Below are 19,887 nucleotides of genomic sequence, written 5' to 3' on the forward strand. Positions count from 1 at the left end.
TGTTAATCCTTAGCCAGCATCAGCGCGATAGTACGAGTCATTTCGTTGAACACGATGTCGAGGCCTTCGTCAAACCCCATCCCCGGTTTTACCAGCATCCGCATGGGACGCGCGGCAAGAGCTACGTGGACACAAGTTCGGGCGCTGACATCGGTTTCGTTACAGGTGCCACCCTGATAGGCTTCCATTCCGTGGCCGTTGCAGTACAGAACCGCATCGACGATGTTGTGAATACTGCCCAGATCAGGCGTTTTGATTTGCACCATGTGGCAACTGGCTGCATCAGTGAAATCAACGATATCCTGGTAGGTGTTACACCATTCGTCGGCGACAATTTTCACGCCGGAACCGAGGCGCGTCAGCTCTTTGGTGATGGCAGTCAACAGGCGAATTTGGTCAGGTTTGTTACCGGCATCGACCGGACCTTCAATGTACAGCGGCAGACCTTGTGTTTCTTCTTCCAGGCTGGCGATGTATTGCGCGCAGCGAACGGGATCCATGTCGAAGATCAGACCGATGGTGCCGTATACATCGATGTGCAGCGTAGGGTGGTAGCGAGCGCTGGTACGTTTGCTCAGAATGCGATCTGACAGCCAGCGGATATATTCGCGCAGTTTTTCGCCCTTAAAGCCCAGCTTCTCTTCGACGTTATTAATCAGCGCATGGGGCAGTACGTCGATCCCTTTAAGGATCATCTTATCGACGGCGATATACCGATCGTCGCCGCTCTGACCAAATAAAGGAATGGATTTCGCCACGCGCGGTAACTGCCATTCATCGCAAACTACTTCAGTTTTCAGACGGCCCGTTGCCAGCGCGGTAGCGTCAAGCAGCGCCTGCGATAATCCATAGCGCACGGCGGTATGCAGCAAGTTGCCGTCAATACGCAGCTTGTCGAAAAAACGGGCGTTCGGCACAAACGCATCCACATCGCGGCCTTCCAGTAACGGTTTGATATGGTCATTAAGGAACGGAATAAAATGCTCGGCGAGGAACAGCGGATCGCGACCGCCTGCCCCGGAGTACTGTACCGCAGCACAGTCACCAACCGCGACCGCGCCATTTTCCAGAATCAACTGAACTGAAACGCACTCCCCAGCCTGACGTACTGCGCTAAAACCAGACGTAACCGGCTCCCCGGTATAAAAAAATCCGTCGTGGCCCGCTCCGTTTTTTATCGCCTGCTGGTCATCGAAATAGAATGAGGAGTAGCCAGCGGTGAACAGGGCCTGTTTTATTTTCATTATGGTCTTCCTATTAATTTACTGTGGGATACAGCATTGATGTCATCAACAACCATCTGGAATGTCGGTTGGCGTCCTTCAAAGCGTGCGCGTTCAGCAATGTAATCGTGGTGAAGGTCGAGAATGTCTTTTGGCAACGGAACGGCGCCGGCTTCCAGCACGCGTATCGCGCCAGTGTTGTCGCGAACCGGAAGAATTTTGCCCGCGTTGCAGGCGGCTGGCGCAAACGGCACATCCAGTACACCCGCTTCAAATGCCAGCACCGTACCGCGCGCGATATCCCCATTCCCCAGTTCGAACACTTTATTCAGCACGGCGCGAACTTCACTCTTAATCAGCTCAACTTCCAGTTCCACCGCAGGACACGGTGGGAATTTCTGATCGCTAACCATATTGAGCATTTGGCGGGAGGCTTTCAGTCCCTGCACGTTGGCGGCAGCGGTAGGGATGCCCCAGGCTTCATGCGGACTCTTGGTGATTACTTTGGTCGCGCCCGACATTCCAGCAACCGCCGCGCCCCAGGAGATAATCGCGAACGCTTTTGACTCGTCTTCCGGAAAACCGCCCATCCACTGGTGGAACACCGTACTTAATTCGTACTCTGCATAGCCATGATTCTGGAAGTATTCGTGAGCGAGTTCCCGCAGAGACTGGATCGCCGCAATATCTTGCGTCAGGCTTCCGACCTGACCATAACCGACGGTGATAGATTTCACGCTCTGTTCCAGTGCCAGCAAGCCTTCGATTATCGCAATAGAGTGCGAGATAAACGGTGGAATCAAGGTACCTGTAAGCGGGCCAAACGGTTCACGGTTGATGCGAATTCCGTGCTCTTCATACAGCCCCATTAAACGGTCGCAGTACTGCCAGTCGCGGATCGATTTTTCCAGCGTTACGCGTTTGGCATACGGTATATTGTAGGAAATGCCGCCGCCTTCATAGCTGGTGAAGCCGCTGGCCATTGAGATTTCAGCCAGCAGCCGCGCATCTGGTGTGCCATGGCGGATCTGTAGCGGTTTTTGCAAGGTTTCGGTCAGACGACGGCATGCTGCGACGCCGTGGTTAACCACCGGTAAACCGTTCAGTTTAGAGGTTCCGGCTTCGATGGATTTTTTAATCCCTACCGCGGCTTCTTCGTAACGATTCAGACGGGTATAGGCATCGATGGTGCTCGGTAGCAAATCGCACTCATCTTGCAGTGTTTTCAGTAGTTCGATGTGCTCGTCCATCAACGCCACGCCTGCGCGCGGTTGGCTAAGCGTTTTACCTTCTAGGTCTGCTTTCAGTAGGGCAAGGGAGAAGCGTTTGTGATCAGGAATAGTTTGTTGATATTTAACGCCATCTTCGAAGTTTTCAACATCCTTGCCAGTTTCCCAGGTTTTCAGTACCTGTTGCCGCTCGGTCATGAATTCGTCATGGGTTAATTTCTTATTTCGAAGTTCCATTGATTGCTACCTTAATTGTTATAGGGTTAAGCATTGAATACTGGTACGCGCGGCGGCCTGCGGATCGACTCTGGCGACGTTTGCCAGCAGTGGAAATAGCCCCCGTGAATCGCGGTAATATTCAAATTCGGTCGGTAAGAGAATGCGTTTGCCGTCGTCGTTTAACTCGCGGTATTTCAACCAACGATGAATATCAAACTGGCTGGCGCGCGACAGCCATCCACCGGAACCAACGACTTTGCGCACGGTGGTCAGGTCGCGTCCCATCTGTAAATCGACATTGCCGACGCAGGTGCAGACCTCTTTTTTGGTGCCGGCATGGCGTTCAGTGGCGTAACCTACGCACAGTCCGGCCAGCACAGTATCGAAATATTTTTCTTCTGCGTTAGTGGGTAAATGGTCGGGATGTGCAACCAAATGACGGAGATAATGATAAAAAGCGTCCTGCTGCGTGGGGTGCTGAGAAAAGATCACATTAACTAAGTCTTTTGCGCTTTCACCAACCACCATTGCTGAGACGCGCATTCCCAGATCGCCTTCAACGGTCCGTTTTACGAAGGGTTCCGGTACGCCGTGTAAAACGGTGTCGGGTGAGAGATTATTGGCACAGGCAGAATACATATCGGTGGTTGCGCCGCCCATGTCGATCAGCATGAACTCTTTCCAACGGCTATCGACATTACTGATTGCCTTAACCAGTTCAAAAACTGTCCACGGCGTTGGCATTGGCTCTTCGCCCGTTTCATCAACAATGACATCCAGTCCTTTTCCTTTAACAATGCGGTTGAGGAAAATGTCGCAGATGGCCTGTCGCGCGGCGAAAGGGGAGGGATTTTCAAGGTCAGGCAGGACGTTATCGACGATGGTCAGATCTTTATGCCCGAGGATGTCCTGTATATTGTCCTGAATGTCCCTGTTTCCGGCATATATAATGGCGCAATCGAGTTTTGATTCCGCCAGCACACGGGCGTTATTTAGCCCGTAACTCTCTTCTCCGCCGTCGGTGCCGCCAGTGAATAAGAGGATATCGGGTGGTGACTCTTCCAGCGCCTGAATATCACGGCGGTTCAGCTTGTAGGAGTAATGCTGCGCAATTTTAGCGCCAGCAGAGTGAGCGGTTACTTTCGCGGATTCCAGGGTAATAGAAGGCACTAATCCCATTGCGGCAACCGCCAGTCCACCTTTGGCTGAAGAGGAGTACTTCAATGCGACTTCGCCGTTTTTTAACAGGGGGAGGGCGTTATCTACGTTTAACACCTGATTCAGGCTTGAGAAAAAACCATCGGCCAGATGATGCGTGGTGGTTGGGGTCAGAACGTGGTTAACCAGCGTTAACGCGTCCCCCTCCCGGGTAAAGAGGGCAGCTTTGGTCCACGTCGATCCAATATCGACAGAGACGATTTGCATCAGATGGCCTCTTCGAAAATACGTGTTTCAACACCATGACGCTGGTTGATATCGTTGGCTATCAGCTGGCAGACATCTTCTAAGTCATGGCTGGGGGCGAAGACGCGGTCAAAACCCATCTCTTTGAATTTGATTTCCACGTTAGCGAAGTCATGTTTACCCACCACCAGGTTACCGCCTACATAGAGCAGAATGTCGCCCAGCCCACGTTCGATGCAGCGTTCACGCATACCCAGACAGTCGATATCCCCATGCCCATAGATAGAGGAAACTACTATCGCGTCAGCGCCAGTTTCAATGGCAGCATCAATATATTCATCCTGGCTGACCATTACGCCCAGGTTTATGACTCTGAAGTCATGAGAAGTAAAAACGCGATCCAGAACTTTATTGCCAACTGCATGGCAGTCGGCACCAATAACGCCAAGCACTAGTGTTGCTTTCTTCATGGGTAATCCTTTGTAAGACAGAGAGTAAAATAAGTTACACACGTCGTATTTATGGCCGTTTCTGTGGCACATGATTAATAACACTGGAGTGTCTGTGTCCTGTCGTCTGGTTGCAATTGATCTATTTTCAAAATATCTTTCGAAAAATGCTTGTTTATGTGATTGCTTTAAATATGACGGTTATTTCAATGGGTTACGTATATGGCTGTTATTGATTTTAATTTTTCAAATTATATTGATTTAATGTATTGATATATTTGTGATCAACATCTGATTTGCATTTTTTAAGAGGAGACTGGTTATAAAAGTAGTTCATAAAGTTTAGTGCGCATTATTAATGCAATTTACTGCCGTCTTAACATGGAATTGTAACGGTAATGTTTAAAGTAACAAATGGTTAATAACTCATTTGGGTTGTGCTATTCATTGGACCTAATTAATCACTTCTACTCAAATGATTATTCTTGAGCAGTGGAACGTATTACTTCGAGTGGGCTGGTGTTCAATAACGTCCAGATATAATACCGTTTCATTGTCTCGTCTTGCTGCTGGGTTAATAAAAATAATTTAGATATACCAACACAGGATAAACTTAGTTATTGAATCTCATGTTGTTTGATGTTGGGGCACTGAGCCGTTCATTGAATATAAAAAGGGGAAAAATACTTATATCAGATGTAATTTAGCTTAAAAGCTCTCTTTCCCTTCTTCCTGAATTCTACAAATCCATCCTTCAATGTGATTATTAGCAAAGCAACAATAACATTCCGGGGTAAAGGTTGGTGCTCATAAAGACAACAATCAATTAACTTTGATAAAAATATGTTATGTAAAATGACAACAAATTGGCTAATCTAACCAATTAGTCTTATAAAAAGTGGGTAAGGCGGTTCTGTTAAATAAAATACTGGTTTTTTATCTATGCATTTCCATAGTGGTAATTTTACTGTGCTATTTGGTTACAATAAATTAACAATAAAATTACCAATGATCTATAGATTATACATGGTTAACATATCTGGTTGATTTTGATATAAATCAATTTTTAATTCTTGAAAAAAATCTGCAAAACGCGATAAATTGTCGTAGATCAAATTGGTGGGATGGTGACAATTTCACTATAAATTGATCACTGTCGAAAAATGCAAATTTGCTCAATAAAAACCTGTTTATTGTAAGGATTTTGCGGCGTAATATAATTACGGGATCAATTTGGTTTATTCATTAACATATTTGTAACTTTTTTATCATTGTCTTTCCTCTTTTGATGAAATGGCAACGATAGGGGCGAGCAAATAATTTTGTATTGGGGCATGCGTGTGACCCTTTCTAACGGGGTTCACTCTCGGAGTCTTCATGCGATGAGCAAGGAGTCATGATGTTAGATATAGTCGAACTGTCGCGCTTACAGTTTGCCTTGACCGCGATGTACCACTTCCTTTTTGTGCCGCTGACGCTCGGTATGGCGTTCCTGCTGGCCATTATGGAAACGGTTTACGTCCTTTCCGGCAAACAGATTTATAAAGATATGACCAAGTTCTGGGGCAAGTTGTTTGGTATCAACTTTGCTCTGGGTGTGGCAACCGGTCTGACCATGGAGTTCCAGTTCGGGACTAACTGGTCTTACTATTCCCACTATGTAGGGGATATCTTCGGTGCGCCGCTGGCAATCGAAGGTCTGATGGCCTTCTTCCTCGAATCCACCTTTGTAGGTCTGTTCTTCTTCGGTTGGGATCGTCTGGGTAAAGTTCAGCATATGTGTGTCACCTGGCTGGTGGCGCTCGGTTCAAACCTGTCCGCACTGTGGATTCTGGTTGCGAACGGCTGGATGCAAAACCCAATCGCGTCCGATTTCAATTTCGAAACCATGCGTATGGAGATGGTGAGCTTCTCCGAGCTGGTGCTTAACCCGGTTGCTCAGGTGAAATTCGTTCACACTGTAGCCTCTGGTTATGTCACTGGCGCGATGTTCATCCTCGGTATCAGCGCATGGTATATGCTGAAAGGCCGTGACTTCGCCTTCGCTAAACGCTCCTTTGCTATCGCTGCAAGCTTCGGTATGGCTGCCGTTCTGTCTGTTATTGTTCTGGGTGATGAATCCGGTTACGAAATGGGCGACGTGCAGAAAACCAAACTGGCTGCAATTGAAGCCGAGTGGGAAACGCAACCTGCGCCTGCTGCCTTTACTCTGTTCGGTATTCCTGATCAGGATGAGCAGACGAACAAATTTGCGATCCAGATCCCTTACGCGCTGGGCATCATTGCAACGCGTTCCGTGGATACGCCAGTGATCGGCCTGAAAGAGCTGATGGTTCAGCATGAAGAACGCATCCGTAACGGGATGAAAGCGTACTCTCTGCTCGAACAACTGCGTTCTGGTTCTACCGACCAGGCGGTTCGTGACCAGTTCAATAGCATGAAGAAAGACCTCGGTTACGGTCTGCTGCTGAAACGCTATACGCCGAACGTGGCTGATGCGACTGAAGCTCAGATTCAACAGGCAACCAAAGACTCCATTCCGCGTGTAGCGCCGCTGTACTTCGCGTTCCGTATCATGGTGGCGTGTGGCTTCCTGCTGCTGGCAATCATTGCGCTCTCCTTCTGGAGTGTCATCCGCAACCGCATTGGCGAGAAAAAATGGCTGCTGCGCGCCGCGCTGTACGGTATTCCGCTGCCGTGGATTGCTGTAGAAGCGGGCTGGTTCGTGGCTGAATATGGCCGCCAACCGTGGGCTATCGGTGAAGTGCTGCCGACAGCTGTGGCGAACTCGTCACTGACCGCAGGCGATCTCATCTTCTCGATGGTGCTGATTTGCGGCCTGTATACCCTGTTCCTGGTGGCAGAATTGTTCTTAATGTTCAAGTTTGCACGCCTCGGCCCAAGCAGCCTGAAAACCGGTCGCTATCACTTTGAGCAGTCCTCCACGACTACTCAGCCGGCACGCTAAGACAGGAGTCGTCAAATGATCGATTATGAAGTATTGCGTTTTATCTGGTGGCTGCTGGTTGGCATTCTGCTGATTGGTTTTGCAGTCACTGACGGTTTCGACATGGGGGTGGGCATGCTCACCCGTTTCCTCGGTCGTAACGACACCGAGCGTCGAATTATGATTAACTCCATCGCACCACACTGGGACGGTAACCAGGTTTGGCTTATCACCGCAGGCGGCGCACTGTTTGCTGCCTGGCCGATGGTCTATGCCGCTGCGTTCTCCGGCTTCTATGTGGCGATGATCCTTGTGCTGGCGTCTCTGTTCTTCCGTCCGGTCGGTTTTGATTACCGCTCCAAGATTGAAGAAACCCGCTGGCGTAACATGTGGGACTGGGGCATCTTCATTGGTAGCTTCGTTCCGCCGCTGGTGATTGGTGTGGCGTTCGGTAACCTGTTGCAGGGCGTACCGTTTAACGTTGATGAATATCTGCGTCTGTACTACACCGGTAACTTCTTCCAGCTGCTTAACCCGTTCGGCCTGCTGGCAGGCGTGGTGAGCGTAGGGATGATCATTACTCAGGGCGCGACCTACCTGCAGATGCGTACCGTGGGCGAACTGCACCTGCGTACCCGTGCAACGGCACAGGTAGCGGCACTGGTGACGCTGGTCTGCTTCGCACTGGCGGGTGTATGGGTGATGTACGGTATCGATGGTTATGTCGTGAAATCGACAATGGACCATTACGCTGCCTCTAACCCGCTGAATAAAGAAGTGGTTCGTGAAGCTGGCGCATGGCTAGCGAACTTCAACAACACGCCGATTCTGTGGGCTATTCCGGCGCTGGGTGTGGTTCTGCCGCTGCTGACCATCCTGACTGCACGTATGGATAAAGCCGCGTGGGCGTTTGTGTTCTCTTCCCTGACGCTGGCCTGCATTATCCTGACTGCCGGTATCGCGATGTTCCCGTTTGTGATGCCGTCCAGCACCATGATGAATGCAAGTCTGACAATGTGGGATGCAACTTCCAGCCAGCTGACGCTTAACGTTATGACCTGGGTTGCGGTGGTTCTGGTTCCGATCATTCTGCTCTACACCGCCTGGTGTTACTGGAAAATGTTCGGACGTATCACCAAAGAAGATATTGAACGTAACACCCACTCTCTGTACTAAGTAAGGAGCTAAAAATGTGGTATTTCGCATGGATTCTGGGAACGCTTCTTGCCTGTTCGTTTGGGGTAATCACCGCGCTGGCGCTTGAGCACGTCGAATCAGGTAAAGCCGGTCAAGAAGACAGCTGATGAGTAAGGTTATCGCAACTTTGTATGCGGTAATGGACAAGCGCCCCCTGCGGGCGCTTTCCTTCGTGATGGCGCTTCTGTTAGCAGGATGTATGTTTTGGGACCCATCACGTTTTGCCGCGAAGACCAGTGAACTGGAAATCTGGCATGGTTTATTGCTGATGTGGGCCGTCTGTGCTGGCGTAATTCACGGCGTGGGTTTTCGTCCGCAGAAGGTTCTCTGGCAAGGGATTTTTTGCCCACTGCTTGCCGATATCGTTCTCATTGTCGGGCTGATTTTCTTCTTCTTTTAAATCAGAATTCTCTTTAAAAATTTATGGACCTTCAACAGTCCATAAATTTTTACGCTCCCTTAACTTGCCCTCATTCCCAAACCTCAATCGCGCGCGTATAGTAGCAGCGTTTAAAAGTTCTAATTTTTGTTGCATTACTGGGATGTAAAGTGAATACAACGCTGTTTCGATGGCCGGTTCGCGTCTACTATGAAGATACCGATGCCGGTGGTGTGGTGTACCACGCCAGTTACATCGCTTTTTATGAAAGAGCACGCACAGAGATGCTGCGTCATCATCACTTCAGTCAACAGGCTCTGATGGCTGAACGCGTTGCCTTCGTGGTGCGTAAGATGACGGTGGAATATTACGCGCCTGCGCGGCTCGACGATATGCTCGAAATACAGACTGAAATAACATCAATGCGTGGCACCTCTTTGGTTTTCACGCAACGTATTGTCAACGCTGAGAATACTCTGCTGAATGAAGCCGAGGTTCTGATTGTTTGCGTTGACCCACTCAAAATGAAGCCTCGTGCGCTTCCCAAGTCTATTGTCGCGGAGTTTAAGCAGTGACTGACATGAATATCCTTGATTTGTTCCTGAAGGCGAGCCTTCTGGTTAAACTTATCATGTTGATTTTGATTGGTTTTTCAATCGCATCCTGGGCCATTATTATCCAGCGGACCCGTATTCTTAACGCAGCGGCTCGCGAAGCCGAAGCGTTTGAGGATAAATTCTGGTCTGGAATCGAACTTTCTCGCCTCTATCAGGAGAGCCAGGGAAAACGAGATAATCTCTCGGGGTCGGAACAAATCTTTTACAGTGGGTTCAAAGAGTTTGTGCGCCTGCATCGTGCTAACAGCCATGCACCGGAAGCCGTAGTGGAAGGCGCGTCGCGCGCGATGCGTATTTCCATGAACCGTGAGCTGGAAAATCTGGAAACGCACATTCCGTTTCTCGGTACGGTAGGTTCCATCAGCCCGTATATCGGTCTGTTCGGTACAGTCTGGGGGATCATGCACGCCTTTATCGCGCTCGGCGCGGTGAAACAGGCGACGCTGCAAATGGTTGCACCGGGTATCGCAGAAGCGTTGATCGCCACGGCTATCGGTCTGTTTGCCGCAATCCCTGCGGTTATGGCTTACAACCGTCTGAACCAGCGCGTCAACAAACTGGAGCTGAACTACGACAACTTTATGGAAGAGTTCACCGCCATTCTGCACCGCCAGGCGTTTACCGTTAGCGAGAGCAACAAGGGGTAAGCCATGGCCAGAGCGCGTGGACGAGGTCGTCGCGATCTCAAGTCCGAAATCAACATTGTACCGTTGCTGGACGTACTGCTGGTGCTGTTGCTGATCTTTATGGCGACAGCGCCCATCATCACCCAGAGCGTGGAGGTCGATCTGCCAGACGCTACTGAATCACAGGCGGTGAGCAGTAACGATAATCCGCCTGTGATTGTTGAAGTGTCTGGTATTGGTCAGTACACCGTGGTGGTTGAGAAAGATCGTCTGGAGCGTTTACCACCAGAGCAGGTGGTGGCGGAAGTTTCCAGCCGTTTCAAGGCCAACCCGAAAACGGTCTTTCTGATCGGTGGCGCAAAAGATGTGCCTTACGATGAAATAATTAAAGCGCTGAACTTGTTACACAGTGCGGGTGTGAAATCGGTTGGTTTAATGACGCAGCCTATTTAAGCATCTGCGTTTCCCTTGCTTTAAGAGAGCGGGTAACAGGCGAACAGTTTTTGGGAACCGAGAGTGTCAAAGGCAACCGAACAAAACGACAAGCTCAAACGGGCGATAATTATTTCAGCAGTGCTGCATGTCATCTTATTTGCAGCGCTGATCTGGAGTTCGTTCGATGAGAATATAGAAGCTTCAGCCGGAGGCGGCGGTGGTTCGTCCATCGATGCTGTAATGGTTGATTCAGGTGCGGTAGTTGAGCAGTACAAACGTATGCAAAGCCAGGAATCAAGCGCGAAGCGTTCTGAAGAGCAGCGCAAGATGAAGGAACAGCAGGCTGCTGAAGAACTGCGTGAGAAACAAGCGGCTGAACAGGAACGCCTGAAGCAGCTTGAGAAAGAACGGTTAGCTGCTCAGGAACAGAAGAAACAGGCTGAAGAAGCCGCTAAACAGGCCGAGTTAAAGCAGAAGCAAGCGGAAGAGGCAGCAGCGAAAGCGGCGGCAGATGCTAAAGCGAAGGCTGAAGCGGAAGCCAAAGCTGCCGAAGAAGCAGCGAAGAAAGCGGCTGCGGACGCGAAGAAAAAAGCAGAAGCAGAAGCCGCCAAAGCCGCAGCCGAAGCGCAGAAAAAAGCCGAGGCCGAAGCCGCCAAAGCTGCAGCGGCGCTGAAGAAGAAAGCGGAAGCGGCAGAAGCTGCTGCAGCTGAAGCAAGAAAGAAAGCGGCAACTGAAGCTGCTGAAAAAGCGAAGGCCGAAGCTGAGCAGAAAGCGGCTGCTGAAAAGGCGGCTGCAGATAAGAAAGCCGCCGCTGAAAAAGCTGCAGCCGACAAAAAAGCAGCAGAAAAAGCGGCTGCTGAAAAGGCAGCAGCTGATAAGAAAGCAGCGGCAGAAAAAGCCGCCGCAGACAAAAAAGCCGCAGCGGCAAAAGCAGCAGCAGAAAAAGCAGCAGCTGAAAAAGCGGCTGCAGCAAAAGCTGCCGCGGAGGCAGATGATATTTTCGGTGAGCTAAGCTCTGGTAAGAATGCACCGAAAACGGGGGGAGGGGCGAAAGGGAACAATGCTTCGCCTGCCGGGAGTGGTAATACTAAAAACAATGGCGCATCAGGCGCAGATATCAATAACTATGCCGGGCAGATTAAATCTGCTATCGAAAGTAAGTTCTATGATGCATCGTCCTATGCAGGTAAAACCTGTACGCTGCGCATAAAATTGGCACCGGATGGCATGTTACTGGATATCAAACCTGAAGGTGGCGATCCCGCTCTTTGTCAGGCTGCGTTGGCAGCAGCTAAACTTGCGAAGATCCCGAAACCACCAAGCCAGGCAGTATATGAAGTGTTCAAGAACGCACCATTGGACTTCAAACCGTAATCGCGATGTTGGTCGTCACGGCGGTCAACATCAGACATCGGTTGTCGCAGGGTTCTGGTAGTTTTGTGTATTTGAGTTTGTTAACATTCTGCTAAATTATCGTGGGCTATCTGTCCAGATAAGGGAGATATGATGAAGCAGGCATTACGAGTAGCATTTGGTTTTCTCATACTGTGGGCGTCAGTTCTGCATGCTGAAGTCCGCATTGTGATCGACAGTGGTGTAGATTCCGGTCGTCCTATTGGTGTCGTTCCATTCCAGTGGGCGGGTCCAGGTGCGGCACCTGAAGATATTGGCGGCATCGTTGCTGCTGACTTGCGTAACAGCGGTAAATTTAATCCGTTAGATCGCGCTCGTCTGCCTCAACAGCCAGGTAGCGCGCAGGAAGTTCAACCTGCTGCATGGTCTGCGCTGGGCATTGACGCTGTCGTTGTAGGTCAGGTCACTCCGAATCCGGACGGTTCTTACAATGTTGCTTATCAGCTGGTTGATACCGGCGGTGCACCGGGTACTGTGCTTGCTCAGAACTCATACAAAGTAAACAAACAATGGCTGCGTTACGCTGGCCATACCGCCAGTGATGAAGTGTTTGAAAAACTGACCGGCATTAAAGGTGCGTTCCGTACCCGTATTGCCTATGTTGTTCAGACCAATGGTGGCCAGTTCCCGTATGAGTTGCGCGTGTCTGACTATGATGGCTACAACCAGTTTGTGGTTCACCGTTCTCCGCAGCCGCTGATGTCTCCGGCGTGGTCACCGGACGGTTCTAAACTGGCATATGTTACCTTCGAAAGCGGTCGTTCTGCGCTGGTAATCCAGACGCTGGCTAACGGTGCAGTGCGTCAGGTTGCTTCCTTCCCGCGTCACAACGGTGCGCCTGCATTCTCGCCGGACGGCAGCAAACTGGCTTTTGCTCTGTCGAAAACTGGTAGCCTGAATCTGTACGTAATGGATTTAGCCTCTGGTCAAATCCGTCAGGTAACAGATGGTCGCAGCAACAACACCGAACCGACCTGGTTCCCGGACAGTCAAAACCTGGCCTTCACCTCTGACCAGGCCGGTCGTCCGCAGGTTTATAAAGTGAATATCAACGGCGGTGCGCCGCAACGTATTACCTGGGAAGGTTCGCAGAACCAGGATGCGGATGTCAGCAGCGACGGTAAATTTATGGTAATGGTTAGCTCCAATGGTGGGCAGCAGCACATTGCCAAACAAGATCTGGTAACGGGAGGCGTACAAGTTCTGTCCTCAACGTTCCTGGATGAAACGCCAAGTCTGGCACCTAACGGCACTATGGTAATCTACAGCTCTTCTCAGGGGATGGGATCCGTGCTGAATTTGGTTTCTACAGATGGGCGTTTCAAAGCGCGTCTTCCGGCAACTGATGGACAGGTCAAATTTCCTGCCTGGTCGCCGTATCTGTGATAATAATTAATTGAATAGTAAAGGAATCATTGAAATGCAACTGAACAAAGTGCTGAAAGGGCTGATGATTGCTCTGCCTGTTATGGCAATTGCGGCATGTTCTTCCAACAAGAACGCCAGCAATGACGGCAGCGAAGGCATGCTGGGTGCCGGCACTGGCATGGATGCGAACGGCGGAAATGGCAACATGTCTTCCGAAGAGCAGGCTCGTCTGCAAATGCAACAGCTGCAGCAGAACAACATCGTTTACTTCGATCTGGACAAATACGATATCCGTTCTGACTTCGCTCAAATGCTGGATGCACACGCAAACTTCTTGCGTAGCAACCCGTCTTACAAAGTCACCGTAGAAGGTCACGCGGACGAACGTGGTACTCCGGAATACAACATCTCCCTGGGTGAACGTCGTGCGAACGCCGTTAAGATGTACCTGCAGGGTAAAGGCGTTTCTGCAGACCAGATCTCCATCGTTTCTTACGGTAAAGAAAAACCTGCAGTACTGGGTCATGACGAAGCGGCATACTCCAAAAACCGTCGTGCGGTACTGGTTTACTAAGAGAATTGCATGAGCAGTAACTTCAGACATCAACTATTGAGTCTGTCGTTACTGGTTGGTATAGCGGCCCCCTGGGCCGCTTTTGCTCAGGCACCAATCAGTAGTGTCGGCTCAGGCTCGGTCGAAGACCGCGTCACTCAACTTGAGCGTATTTCTAATGCTCACAGCCAGCTTTTGACCCAACTCCAGCAGCAACTCTCTGATAATCAGTCCGATATTGATTCCCTGCGTGGTCAAATTCAGGAAAATCAGTATCAATTGAATCAGGTCGTGGAGCGGCAGAAGCAGATCTTGTTGCAGATCGATAGCCTTAGCAGCGGTGGTGCAGCGGCACAATCAGCCGGCGGCGATCAAAGCGGGGCGGCGGCAACGACGCCAACAGCTGATGCAGGTACTGCGAATGCTGGTGCGCCGGTGAAAAGCGGCGATGCAAACACTGATTACAATGCAGCTATTGCGCTGGTACAGGATAAATCCCGCCAGGATGACGCGATGGTGGCATTTCAGAATTTCATCAAAAATTATCCTGATTCAACTTACCTGCCCAACGCCAATTATTGGCTGGGTCAGTTAAACTACAACAAGGGTAAGAAAGATGATGCGGCGTACTATTTTGCTTCGGTAGTGAAAAACTATCCGAAGTCACCGAAGGCTGCAGATGCGATGTTTAAAGTTGGCGTCATCATGCAGGACAAAGGTGACACCGCGAAAGCAAAAGCCGTGTACCAGCAGGTTATCAGTAAATACCCTGGTACTGATGGTGCTAAACAGGCGCAAAAACGTCTGAACGCCATGTAATGCATAACACGCGACCAGAAGTCGCATTATTTCTGGTCGTGTCGTGCGATTCATAAGCAGTTGAGTGATCTACATCGAAATTTTTGTTGCGCTCAAGTCTGAAATCAGTAATATATGCCGCCGTTGCCACGGGATATCAAACAAACCGAAAGCAACGAAAAAGTGGGTCGTTAGCTCAGTTGGTAGAGCAGTTGACTTTTAATCAATTGGTCGCAGGTTCGAATCCTGCACGACCCACCAATCGCTAAGGTGGAAGCGGTAGTAAAACGTGAAGGATAACGTTGCGTCAGCAACGGCCCGAAGGGCGAGACGAAGTCGAGTCATCCTGCACGACCCACCATTTTAAGTAGTATCCAGCGTAGTATCGGGTGATTAGCTCAGCTGGGAGAGCACCTCCCTTACAAGGAGGGGGTCGGCGGTTCGATCCCGTCATCACCCACCACCGGGTCGTTAGCTCAGTTGGTAGAGCAGTTGACTTTTAATCAATTGGTCGCAGGTTCGAATCCTGCACGACCCACCACTAATTGCGGTGGGTTTGGTGGAAGTAGTTTGTAGTATCCAGCGTAGTATCGGGTGATTAGCTCAGCTGGGAGAGCACCTCCCTTACAAGGAGGGGGTCGGCGGTTCGATCCCGTCATCACCCACCACTCGGGTCGTTAGCTCAGTTGGTAGAGCAGTTGACTTTTAATCAATTGGTCGCAGGTTCGAATCCTGCACGACCCACCAATTTTAACATCAAACTCAGATGTTAAGCGTGAAGGATAACGTTGCGCCAGCAACGGCCCGTAGGGCGAGCGAAGCGAGTCATCCTGCACGACCCACCAATCTTAAAGATTGGATTCGAGTAGAAATCTTTCAGGTAACACCCATATGGGTCGTTAGCTCAGTTGGTAGAGCAGTTGACTTTTAATCAATTGGTCGCAGGTTCGAATCCTGCACGACCCACCATCCTGAATGATTAAAGCAGCATAATCCCGCAAGGGGTCGTTAGCTCAGTTGGTAGAGCAGTTGACTTTTAATCAATTGGTCGCAGGTTCGAATCCTGCACGACCCACCAATGTAAAAAAGCGCCCTAAAGGCGCTTTTTTGCTATCTGCGATATTCAAAGATTCGAACCTGGCAGGTTCGAGTTGAGCGCAGCGAAACAACGGAGCCGCTCGCGGCGACGGCCCGAAGGGCGAGCGAAGCGAGTAATCCTGCACGACCCACCAATGTAAAAAGGCGCCCTAAAGGCGCTTTTTTGCTATCTGCGATACTCAAAGATTCGAACCTGCAGCAGGTTCGAGTTGAGCGCAGCGAAACAACGGAGCCGCTTGCGGCGACTGCCCGAAGGGCGAGCGAAGCGAGTCATCCTGCACGACCCACCAATGTAAAAAAGCGCCCTAAAGGCGCTTTTTTGCTATTCAGGCATCCCACAATTTCAAGTTGTAAACCTGATGACATAGTCAGAGCTTGCTGTGCAAGCAACTCTACGTCGGTGGAATTAGGCGTAAAATGACGCATCCTGCACATCAGGCGTAATACGTGTGACTTTTCCTCACCATTCGGCTATTTTGTTTAGCATATAAAACAATTGAGGCCGATTGCAGCGGGTTGAACGCTTCATGTCGGTATAAACGTTAAGTCTGTAAAACGAGATGGCCAAATGAGCGTGATGTTTGATCCTGAAACGGCGATATATCCTTTTCCACCGAAGCCAACGCCGTTAAGCATTGATGAAAAAGCGTATTATCGCAAGAAAATCAAACGGCAGCTGAAAGAACGTAATGCGGTGATGGTCGCCCACTACTATACCGATCCCGAAATTCAACAGCTGGCTGAAGAAACCGATGGCTGTATCTCTGATTCTCTGGAAATGGCCCGCTTCGGTGCAAAGCATCCCGCTTCTACGCTGTTAGTCGCTGGGGTGAGATTTATGGGGGAAACCGCCAAAATTCTCAGCCCGGAAAAAACAATTCTGATGCCAACACTTCAGGCTGAATGTTCACTGGATCTCGGATGTCCGATTGAAGAATTCAACGCATTTTGCGATGCCCATCCCGATCGTACTGTCGTTGTCTACGCCAACACTTCTGCTGCGGTAAAAGCGCGTGCAGATTGGGTGGTAACTTCAAGCATTGCCGTCGAACTCATTGATCATCTGGATAGTTTGGGTGAAAAAATTATCTGGGCACCAGACAAACATCTGGGGCGTTACGTGCAAAAACAGACAGGCGCAGACATCTTATGCTGGCAAGGTGCCTGTATCGTTCATGACGAGTTTAAGACTCAGGCGTTAACCCGCTTACAAAAACAGTACCCTGATGCTGCCATACTGGTGCATCCGGAGTCACCACAAGCTATTGTCGATATGGCCGATGCTGTTGGTTCCACAAGTCAGTTGATTAACGCTGCAAAAACATTGCCGCATCAGCAGCTGATTGTGGCGACTGACCGGGGTATTTTCTACAAAATGCAGCAGGCAGTGCCAGATAAAGAATTGCTGGAAGCGCCAACCGCAGGCGAGGGCGCTACCTGTCGAAGTTGCGCTCATTGTCCGTGGATGGCAATGAATGGCCTTCAGGCCATCGCAGAGGCGCTGGAACAGGGAGGAAGCAATCACGAGGTTCATGTTGACGAAAATCTGCGAGAGAGGGCGCTGGTGCCGCTCAACCGTATGCTGGATTTTGCGGCTACACTACGTGGATAACTGACAATAAGGCGTCACGCTACGCATTGGGGGAAAGATGGATTTTTTTAGCACACAGAGCATTCTGGTTCATATACCGATCGGTGCTGGCGGTTACGATCTCTCATGGATCGAAGCGGTGGGGACGATCGCTGGGTTACTGTGTATTGGCCTTGCCAGTCTGGAGAAGATCAGCAACTACTTTTTTGGCCTGATCAACGTTACCCTGTTTGGCATTATTTTCTTTCAGATTCAGCTGTATGCCAGCCTGCTGTTACAGGTGTTTTTCTTTGCCGCTAACATTTATGGCTGGTATGCCTGGTCGCGACAAACCAGTCAACATGAAGCTGAGTTAAAAATTCGCTGGTTGCCATTGCCGAAGGCGCTAAGCTGGTTGGCGGTTTGCGTGGTTTCGATTGGTCTGATGACGGTATTTATCAATCCGGTGTTTGCATTTTTGACCCGCGTGGCAGTCACGATTATGCAAGCATTGGGTTTGCAGGTAGTGATGCCAGAATTGCAACCGGACGCCTTCCCATTCTGGGACTCCTGCATGATGGTACTCTCCATCGTGGCAATGATCCTGATGACGCGTAAATACGTCGAAAACTGGTTATTGTGGGTCATCATTAACGTGATTAGCGTGGTGATTTTCGCCTTGCAGGGCGTCTATGCCATGTCGCTGGAGTATCTGATCCTGACCTTTATTGCCCTCAACGGCAGCCGGATGTGGATCAACAGCGCACGCGAAAGAGGTTCACGCGCGCTGTCCCATTAATGGTGATGATGTGAATGGCCAGACACCCCTTCATTCAGGTGGCAGTCTGGCCCATGACAAGGTTGATATTCCATCTGGATGGTGGCGTGCTCAATCTGATAGTGATCCATCAGATAGTGTTGGATCTGATCCAACAACGCGTCGTGATCGTGTGGCGGGATCACCTGCACATGCAGCGTCATCACTGGCTTTTCGCCCACCATCCACACATGTACATGGTGCACATTGCGGACTTCCGGGATTTCCCGGCACATGCGGCGTTTCATTTCAGCAATATCCAGCGAAACGGGCGCACCTTCAAGTAATTCATTCACGCTGTCTTTCAATAATCGCCACGCGCTGCGTAGAACCAGAAGCGACACGAGTATCGAGAGAATGGGGTCCGCAGGTGTCCAGCCGGTCCAGATAATTATCAACGCGGCGACGATAGCACCAACGGAACCCAGCAGGTCCCCAAGCACATGCAGTGCCGCTGCTCGCACGTTGAGGTTTTTCTCTTCACTACCGTGATGAAGTAACCAGAAAGAAAGTATATTTGCCAGCAATCCCGCCACGGCAATCGCCATCATCATACCGCCTTCAACCGGACGCGGCGTGCGGAAACGTTCTATTGCCTCCCAGACAATCAAAATCGTAATCACCACCAGGGCGATGGCATTCACAAACGCCGCGAGCGTGGTCAATCTTAGCCAACCGAAAGTGTGGCGAATGGTGGGAGGACGACGTGAAAATTGCACTGCGAGTAGGGCGAAAAGCAGGGCGGCAGTATCGGTCAACATATGTCCGGCATCAGCCAGCAATGCCAGAGAACCGGAAAGAAAACCGCCAATGACTTCTACCAGCATAAATCCGGCAGTTACGCCGAAAGCATACAACAAGCGACGAGCATTATTATCTTCTGGTAGGTGTGGGGAAGTGTGTGAGTGTGAGTGCGCCATGACGAGTCATCCCTTAATTTATCTCACTTAACTTTATGACATCATACTTCTTTTAGAAGGGAAAAATTAAAAAGGAGAGCCTCCGCTCTCCCATTATCAGCCATATATCCTGGCTTACTGCGTAGTACCGTCGGTTTTGGTATCGACATCATTGTTGATGCCATCACCGGTTTGTACCTTTTTATTGATGTCCGGGCAGCGACCGTCTTTGCACATGGTGTTTTTGTGCTCTTCGTCTTTGGTCATGCCGTCATTATTCATGGATGAACCATTCGGGTGCAGCATCGTCCCGCCCGAGTTGGTATTAACCCCGTTATTGTCGACGTTATTTGGTGCGACATTTTCACGGGCGTCAGGGGCTACCTGGCCCGCATCAGCTGCGGCGTTTGCCTGGCCGTTATTGGTTTGCGCCCCGCTATCGGCAGCCAGTGCGGCACCGCTGGCAAGGCTCAGAGTGGCAGTCAGAAATAGTGTGGCCAGTTTTGTCATTTTCATAGGATGCTCCTGTTATGGTCGTTATGTCGGATAACCTCTTCCAACAGTGCATTTGCAGGTGAATATCAGGCAATGGTTTAAGATTTCAGCCAGAAGAAGAGATCCAGCTGAGAATCTTGAAAAAATTAAT

19 protein-coding genes, 7 tRNA genes and 2 other RNA genes are annotated in these 19,887 nt (G+C 50.1%); 22 read left to right on the plus strand and 6 right to left on the minus strand.

What is annotated here, in order from left to right; all coding sequences use genetic code 11:
• Nucleotides 1-2: 2 nt before the first annotated feature.
• The 4 genes from FEK42_RS07975 to glmS are packed head-to-tail and all read right to left on the minus strand — an operon-like array spanning nt 3 to nt 4,545.
• Entirely contained in the window at nt 3-1,244 is a 1,242-nt protein-coding gene (locus FEK42_RS07975) for a methylaspartate ammonia-lyase (protein WP_135492040.1), read from the minus strand.
• Complete coding sequence (locus tag FEK42_RS07980) at nt 1,244-2,689, minus strand: methylaspartate mutase subunit E (RefSeq protein WP_135492041.1); 1,446 nt, start codon at nt 2,687-2,689, stop codon at nt 1,244-1,246. The genes FEK42_RS07975 and FEK42_RS07980 overlap by 1 nt, the downstream gene beginning before the upstream one ends.
• An 18-nt stretch (nt 2,690-2,707) precedes the next feature.
• Nucleotides 2,708-4,096, minus strand: coding sequence for a methylaspartate mutase accessory protein GlmL (glmL, locus tag FEK42_RS07985; RefSeq protein ID WP_135492042.1), 1,389 nt, complete (start codon nt 4,094-4,096; stop codon nt 2,708-2,710).
• A complete protein-coding gene (gene glmS, locus FEK42_RS07990; protein WP_135492043.1) occupies nt 4,096-4,545 on the minus strand; it encodes a methylaspartate mutase subunit S in 450 nt (149 codons plus the stop codon). Before glmS ends, glmL begins: the two co-directional genes overlap by 1 nt.
• A 1,378-nt stretch (nt 4,546-5,923) precedes the next feature.
• On the opposite strand from glmS, the gene cydA reads away from it, so the two are divergent.
• The 22 genes from cydA to pnuC all read left to right on the plus strand — a co-directional run bounded on the left by cydA (nt 5,924) and on the right by pnuC (nt 18,324).
• The gene (gene cydA / locus FEK42_RS07995) at nt 5,924-7,492 is read left to right on the plus strand and encodes a cytochrome ubiquinol oxidase subunit I (protein WP_010331061.1); all 1,569 of its coding nucleotides are present in this window, start codon (nt 5,924-5,926) and stop codon (nt 7,490-7,492) included.
• 15 nt (nt 7,493-7,507) lie between these two features.
• Nucleotides 7,508-8,647, plus strand: coding sequence for a cytochrome d ubiquinol oxidase subunit II (cydB, locus tag FEK42_RS08000; RefSeq protein WP_135404561.1), 1,140 nt, complete (start codon nt 7,508-7,510; stop codon nt 8,645-8,647).
• A gap of 14 nt (nt 8,648-8,661) precedes the next feature.
• Nucleotides 8,662-8,775 carry a cytochrome bd-I oxidase subunit CydX gene (gene cydX, locus FEK42_RS08005; protein WP_000270283.1) on the plus strand — a complete coding sequence of 38 codons (114 nt, stop codon included), beginning with the start codon at nt 8,662-8,664 and terminating at the stop codon, nt 8,773-8,775.
• Nucleotides 8,775-9,068: a cyd operon protein YbgE gene (ybgE, locus tag FEK42_RS08010; protein ID WP_063096546.1), complete on the plus strand. Its 294-nt coding sequence runs from the start codon at nt 8,775-8,777 to the stop codon at nt 9,066-9,068. The genes cydX and ybgE overlap by 1 nt, the downstream gene beginning before the upstream one ends.
• Nucleotides 9,069-9,217: 149 nt before the next feature.
• A complete protein-coding gene (gene ybgC, locus FEK42_RS08015; RefSeq protein WP_001098372.1) occupies nt 9,218-9,622 on the plus strand; it encodes a tol-pal system-associated acyl-CoA thioesterase in 405 nt (134 codons plus the stop codon).
• Nucleotides 9,619-10,311, plus strand: coding sequence for a Tol-Pal system protein TolQ (gene tolQ, locus FEK42_RS08020; RefSeq protein ID WP_000131310.1), 693 nt, complete (start codon nt 9,619-9,621; stop codon nt 10,309-10,311). Before ybgC ends, tolQ begins: the two co-directional genes overlap by 4 nt.
• 3 nt (nt 10,312-10,314) lie before the next feature.
• Nucleotides 10,315-10,743 (plus strand): colicin uptake protein TolR, encoded by a 429-nt coding sequence (gene tolR, locus FEK42_RS08025; protein WP_000090097.1) that lies wholly within the window; start codon nt 10,315-10,317, stop codon nt 10,741-10,743.
• A 63-nt stretch (nt 10,744-10,806) separates the two neighbouring features.
• Nucleotides 10,807-12,099, plus strand: a complete 1,293-nt coding sequence (tolA, locus tag FEK42_RS08030) for a cell envelope integrity protein TolA (RefSeq protein ID WP_131161679.1) — start codon at nt 10,807-10,809, stop codon at nt 12,097-12,099.
• 132 nt (nt 12,100-12,231) lie between these two features.
• Nucleotides 12,232-13,524: a Tol-Pal system beta propeller repeat protein TolB gene (gene tolB / locus FEK42_RS08035; RefSeq protein WP_010352214.1), complete on the plus strand. Its 1,293-nt coding sequence runs from the start codon at nt 12,232-12,234 to the stop codon at nt 13,522-13,524.
• A gap of 34 nt (nt 13,525-13,558) precedes the next feature.
• A complete protein-coding gene (gene pal, locus FEK42_RS08040) occupies nt 13,559-14,080 on the plus strand; it encodes a peptidoglycan-associated lipoprotein Pal (RefSeq protein WP_001295306.1) in 522 nt (173 codons plus the stop codon).
• Between the two features lie 9 nt (nt 14,081-14,089).
• Complete coding sequence (gene cpoB / locus FEK42_RS08045; protein WP_130209908.1) at nt 14,090-14,878, plus strand: cell division protein CpoB; 789 nt, start codon at nt 14,090-14,092, stop codon at nt 14,876-14,878.
• Nucleotides 14,879-15,042: 164 nt separating this feature from the next.
• Nucleotides 15,043-15,118: transfer RNA gene (locus FEK42_RS08050), tRNA-Lys, on the plus strand.
• A gap of 126 nt (nt 15,119-15,244) precedes the next feature.
• Nucleotides 15,245-15,320, plus strand: a tRNA-Val gene (locus FEK42_RS08055).
• A 2-nt stretch (nt 15,321-15,322) separates the two neighbouring features.
• Nucleotides 15,323-15,398: transfer RNA gene (locus FEK42_RS08060), tRNA-Lys, on the plus strand.
• A 51-nt stretch (nt 15,399-15,449) separates the two neighbouring features.
• Nucleotides 15,450-15,525 (plus strand) — tRNA-Val (locus FEK42_RS08065).
• Nucleotides 15,526-15,528: 3 nt separating this feature from the next.
• Nucleotides 15,529-15,604, plus strand: a tRNA-Lys gene (locus FEK42_RS08070).
• A gap of 146 nt (nt 15,605-15,750) precedes the next feature.
• Nucleotides 15,751-15,826 (plus strand) — tRNA-Lys (locus tag FEK42_RS08075).
• Between the two features lie 33 nt (nt 15,827-15,859).
• Nucleotides 15,860-15,935: transfer RNA gene (locus FEK42_RS08080), tRNA-Lys, on the plus strand.
• A gap of 24 nt (nt 15,936-15,959) precedes the next feature.
• Nucleotides 15,960-16,089: non-coding RNA, RtT sRNA (locus FEK42_RS08085), on the plus strand.
• 30 nt (nt 16,090-16,119) lie between these two features.
• A non-coding RNA gene (locus FEK42_RS08090) (RtT sRNA) lies at nt 16,120-16,245 on the plus strand.
• Nucleotides 16,246-16,523: 278 nt separating this feature from the next.
• On the plus strand, nt 16,524-17,567 hold the full coding sequence (gene nadA, locus FEK42_RS08095) for a quinolinate synthase NadA (RefSeq protein WP_135492044.1): 1,044 nt from the start codon (nt 16,524-16,526) through the stop codon (nt 17,565-17,567).
• A gap of 37 nt (nt 17,568-17,604) precedes the next feature.
• Nucleotides 17,605-18,324 carry a nicotinamide riboside transporter PnuC gene (pnuC, locus tag FEK42_RS08100; RefSeq protein ID WP_135406226.1) on the plus strand — a complete coding sequence of 240 codons (720 nt, stop codon included), beginning with the start codon at nt 17,605-17,607 and terminating at the stop codon, nt 18,322-18,324.
• On the opposite strand, the gene zitB is transcribed toward pnuC, so the two are convergent.
• Together zitB and FEK42_RS08110 are read right to left on the minus strand one after the other, a co-directional pair.
• Nucleotides 18,321-19,262 carry a CDF family zinc transporter ZitB gene (gene zitB / locus FEK42_RS08105; RefSeq protein WP_130259796.1) on the minus strand — a complete coding sequence of 314 codons (942 nt, stop codon included), beginning with the start codon at nt 19,260-19,262 and terminating at the stop codon, nt 18,321-18,323. The two genes, pnuC and zitB, sit on opposite strands and share 4 nt — an antisense overlap.
• A gap of 114 nt (nt 19,263-19,376) precedes the next feature.
• The gene (locus tag FEK42_RS08110; RefSeq protein WP_064530615.1) at nt 19,377-19,757 is read right to left on the minus strand and encodes a YbgS-like family protein; all 381 of its coding nucleotides are present in this window, start codon (nt 19,755-19,757) and stop codon (nt 19,377-19,379) included.
• Between the last annotated feature and the right edge of the window lie 130 nt (nt 19,758-19,887).

Source organism: Escherichia sp. E2748 (assembly GCF_005781125.1).
GTDB lineage: Bacteria > Pseudomonadota > Gammaproteobacteria > Enterobacterales > Enterobacteriaceae > Escherichia.